Source organism: Streptomyces sp. RP5T (assembly GCF_003933965.1).
Taxonomy (GTDB): domain Bacteria; phylum Actinomycetota; class Actinomycetes; order Streptomycetales; family Streptomycetaceae; genus Streptomyces.
On record NZ_RSAJ01000713.1, the window covers coordinates 1 to 3,846 of the forward strand.

General features: G+C 70.3%; 6 protein-coding genes. 3 read left to right on the forward strand and 3 right to left on the reverse strand.

Annotated features, from left to right (window positions below; all coding sequences use genetic code 11):
* Together EHS43_RS39655 and EHS43_RS39660 are read left to right on the forward strand one after the other, a co-directional pair.
* On the forward strand, nucleotides 1-358 hold a 358-nt coding region (locus tag EHS43_RS39655), incomplete at its 5' end, for a polysaccharide deacetylase family protein (RefSeq protein WP_148104222.1).
* Nucleotides 358-1,557 (forward strand): YncE family protein, encoded by a 1,200-nt coding sequence (locus EHS43_RS39660; protein ID WP_185806608.1) that lies wholly within the window; start codon nucleotides 358-360, stop codon nucleotides 1,555-1,557. The genes EHS43_RS39655 and EHS43_RS39660, both read left to right, overlap by 1 nt.
* On the opposite strand, the gene EHS43_RS39665 is transcribed toward EHS43_RS39660, so the two are convergent.
* The gene (locus EHS43_RS39665) at nucleotides 1,528-2,208 is read right to left on the reverse strand and encodes a GNAT family N-acetyltransferase (protein ID WP_125195409.1); all 681 of its coding nucleotides are present in this window, start codon (nucleotides 2,206-2,208) and stop codon (nucleotides 1,528-1,530) included. The genes EHS43_RS39660 and EHS43_RS39665 overlap by 30 nt on opposite strands.
* A 174-nt stretch (nucleotides 2,209-2,382) precedes the next feature.
* Between EHS43_RS39665 and EHS43_RS39670 the strand changes: the two genes are divergently transcribed.
* Nucleotides 2,383-2,601 (forward strand): EF-hand domain-containing protein, encoded by a 219-nt coding sequence (locus EHS43_RS39670; protein WP_020121116.1) that lies wholly within the window; start codon nucleotides 2,383-2,385, stop codon nucleotides 2,599-2,601.
* 53 nt (nucleotides 2,602-2,654) lie between these two features.
* Here the strand turns inward: EHS43_RS39670 and EHS43_RS39675 are convergent, their stop codons facing one another.
* A complete protein-coding gene (locus EHS43_RS39675) occupies nucleotides 2,655-3,197 on the reverse strand; it encodes an MOSC domain-containing protein (RefSeq protein ID WP_125195410.1) in 543 nt (180 codons plus the stop codon).
* Nucleotides 3,198-3,224: 27 nt separating this feature from the next.
* Nucleotides 3,225-3,782, reverse strand: a complete 558-nt coding sequence (locus EHS43_RS39680; RefSeq protein ID WP_125195411.1) for a glycoside hydrolase family 25 protein — start codon at nucleotides 3,780-3,782, stop codon at nucleotides 3,225-3,227.
* Nucleotides 3,783-3,846: the final 64 nt, after the last annotated feature.

The window sequence follows — 3,846 nt, forward strand, 5'->3', positions numbered from 1 at the left end:
GTCCGAGACCGAGGCCAGAGCGGAGATCGGCGGCTGCGCCGAACGGATCCGCCGGCTCACCGGATCGCCGGGAGCCTGGTTCCGCCCCTCCCGCACACCCACCGCCTCACCCCTCGTCACCCGGCTGGCCCAGGAGGCCGGCTACCCCCACGTCCTCTCCTACGACGTCGACTCCCTCGACTTCACCTCGCCCGGCCCCGCCGCCGTCGCCCGCAAGGTCCTCGCCGAGATCCGCGAGGGATCCGTGGTGAGCATGCACTTCGGGTACGACGACACGGTCGCCGCCCTCCCCGTCGTACTGGAAGAACTCGACCGGCGCGGCCTGGCCGCGGTGACCACCACGGAGCTGTTCAGCTGATGCCCCCCACATCTGTGAAGCGCCACCTCGTGAAGAGCACCCTGCTCGCGACCGCCGCGATCGTCGCCCTCGCCGCCTGCGGTTCCGGGACCGGGGGCGGGACGCACGAGACCCACGGCACCAAGGCGGCCGCCCCCGCCCCGGTGAAGCCGGTGCGCAAGCCGGACCACGGGCTGCCCGGGATGCCGCCCCTCCTCGACCCGCGGGACGTCTACGCGGCCGACCGCCCGGGCAGACTGTCACCGGTGGTCAGGGACTTCCCGTCGCGGATCTACGTGCCCAACACCGAGTCCGACACGGTCTCCGTGATCGACCCGAGGACGTACGAGGTCATCGACACGATCCGGGTCGGGCGGCAGCCCCAGCACGTCGTGCCCTCCTGGGACCTGAAGACCCTGTGGGTCAACAACGACCGCGGAAACACGCTCACGCCCATCGACCCGAGGACCGGGAAGGCGGGCAAGCCGGTCGAGGTGCACGACCCGTACAACCTCTACTTCACGCCGAACGGCCGGTACGCCGTCGTGATGGCCTCCCTCGACCGCGAGCTCGTCTTCCGCGACCCGCACACCATGGAACGCCGGAAGACGGTCCCGGTCAGCTGCTACGGCGTCAACCACGCCGACTTCTCGCCGGACGGCCGGTACTTCATCGTGTCCTGCGAGTTCAGCGGGGAACTGCTGAAGGTCGACACCGAGAAGATGAAGGTGATCGGACAGCAGAAGCTGCCCTTCCACGGCGCCATGCCGCAGGACGTCAAGGTCTCGCCCGACGGGAAGCGCTTCTACATCGCCGACATGATGGCCGACGGGATGTGGGTCCTCGACGGCGACACCTTCGCCACACCCACCCTGCTGCCCACCGGCAAGGGCGCACACGGCCTCTACGTCAGCCGCGACTCCCGCGAGATGTACGTCTCCAACCGGGGCGAAGGGACCGTCTCCGTCTTCGACTTCACCCGGAACAAGCTCACCAGGAAATGGCGCCTCCCCGACGGCGGCAGCCCCGACATGGGCGGAGTCTCCGCCGACGGCAAGGTCCTGTGGCTGTCCGGCCGCTACAACGCCGAGGTCTACGCCATCGACACCCGCACCGGCACCCAGCTCGCCCGCGTCAAGGTCGGCAGCGGACCGCACGGGCTCGCGGTGTACCCCCAGCCGGGGCGGTACTCACTCGGCCACACCGGCATCTTCCGCTGAGCCGCCGACCACCCGCGCGGCCGGGGCGAGCAGCACCGCCTCCGCGCCGACCGGACGGTAGCCGGCCGCCTGGAACGCCCGCATGCTGCGGGCGTTCCCCGGGGAGACCTGGGCCCACAGCGGCTCCGTGACGAGATGCCTGGCCGCCGTCACCAGAGCTCGCCCCAGACCCCGGTGCCGGGCGTCCTCGTCCACCTCGACCGAGACCTCCAGCCGGCCGCCCACGCCACGTCCCGTCACCAGCACCCCGCCCTCCGCGGTCCAGGCGCGGATGCCGTCGCGCCGCCTGCGGGCGTACGCGATACGGGGATGGTTCACGTCCTCGATCTCCCGCAGCGCGAGCGGCGGTCCGCCCGGGAGCGGGTCGGCGACCAGCATCACGTCGATGGTCTCGGACCTGCGCCCGGTCCGGTCCAGGAGGGCGGTCAGGAACCGCGGGTTCATGGTCGCGGCCAGCGGGTCGCAGTCCAGGCCGCGCAGGGTGGCGTGGACCCACTCGGGGTCCTCGTCGGTGAAGACCACCGAGTGCGCCGTGAAGGACAGCACGCCCGCGTCCCGGTGGCAGGCCTGCGGTACGACCGTCGTGCCGCCGTCCGCGGGCGGGAACACCCCGCGGGCCGCCGCGTCGAGAATGTCCCGCAAGGTCTCCATCACGCCGCTCCTCGCCTCCGCGCCCAGTGGAACGCCCACACTCGCAGACATGATCGAGGACGGCACCGCGGTTTCCCCGGGTGGTCGCCGCACCGGCGCTCTGACCGGGCCGCTAATCTGACCTGCGGCAGCAAGCCAGCAGGACACGACAAAGGCAAGAAAAGGGGCGGACCGGTGGCGCACATCGACATCGAGGAAGCACGCAAGCAGTTCGAGCGGATCGATGCGGACGGGGACGGCACCATCACCGCCGCCGAGTTCAAGTCCGCCCTGGCCCAGGGCGGCGACTGGAACGTGACCGAGTCGGTCGCCGAGGCGATCATCAAGAGCCGCGACCTCAACGGCGACAAGCTCCTGTCGTTCGACGAGTTCTGGGCCTTCCTGAACAAGTAGCCCCGAAGCCAGGGGGGCGCCGAACCGGCGCCCCGCCGGTCACACGATGCCGGTCACACGATGTCGAGGGGCCGGTGCGGGCCGGCCGGGGGTTCGATCTCGACCGGGTCCCCTGGGCGTACCAGGCCTCCCACCGCGACGACGCCCATGATCCCGGACCTGAACCGGGGGGATCCGTCCGCGTCCCGGCCGACGACCTCCTTGAGCAGGCCCTTGCGGAAGCGGTCGATCTGCGCGCACGGGTTCCGCAGTCCGGTCACCTCGACGACGGCCACGTCGCCCAGATGCAGCCTGGTCCCCACCGACAGTCCGAGCAGGTCGACCCCGCGCGTCGTCACGTTCTCCCCGAGCTCCCCGGCACCGACCTCGAACCCGGCCGCGCGGAGCTCCTCGAACAGCTCGGCGTGCATCAGGTGCACCTGCCGCAGGTTCGGCTGCGAGGGGTCCTTCCGCATCCGGAAACGGTGCTTGACCGTCGCCCCGCCGTGCACGTCCCCCTCCACACCGAACCCGGCGAGCAGCGTGATGCTCTCGCGGTTCGGCTTGGTGAAGGAGTACGTCCCGTTGCTGCTGACCGCAGCGATCTTCCCGCCCATGGGACAAGCCTATGAGCAGGGCGCGGGTCAGGCGTCGTTCGCCCACTCGCGCAGGGCCGCCTTGCTCGCGAAGTCGGCGACGTTCTTGTCCACGGGGTCGTCGGTGTACTGGTGGAAGCGCCACTTCGCCTTGATGCGGGGCTTGCCGGCCGTGACGTAGTCGGCGATCCAGAGCCCGTCGCCGGCGTACGAGGTGGTGTCGACGTTCAGCCAGTAGTGCCGGTTCGTGTAGAGGACGACCCGGTTGTTCGGGCGCAGTTGTCTCACCTTGCGGATGAAGGAGTCCTTCTCCGCGTTGCTCGCGTGGGTGCCGTCGCCGGTCGTCTCCCAGTCGACGGCGAGAATGTCGCCGCCCTTCTCGGGGGCGTGCTTGACGAAGTACTCGGCCTGGGCGGTGAGGTTGCCCGGCCACAGGAAGTGGTAGAAGCCGACGACCAGTCCGGCGTCACGGGCGTGCTTGGTCTGCGCCGCGAGCTTCGGGTTGGTGTAGGAGCGGCCCTCCGTCGCCTTGATGAAGGCGAAGGAGAGACCTTCGGTGCTGAAGGCGGAGGACTGGTAGGCGCTGACGTCGATGCCGCGGAGCATGTGGGGGCTCCCTGAAGTGTGGGTGGGGGGACGGGAGTTGATGACGCCCCACAAACCCGCGCAG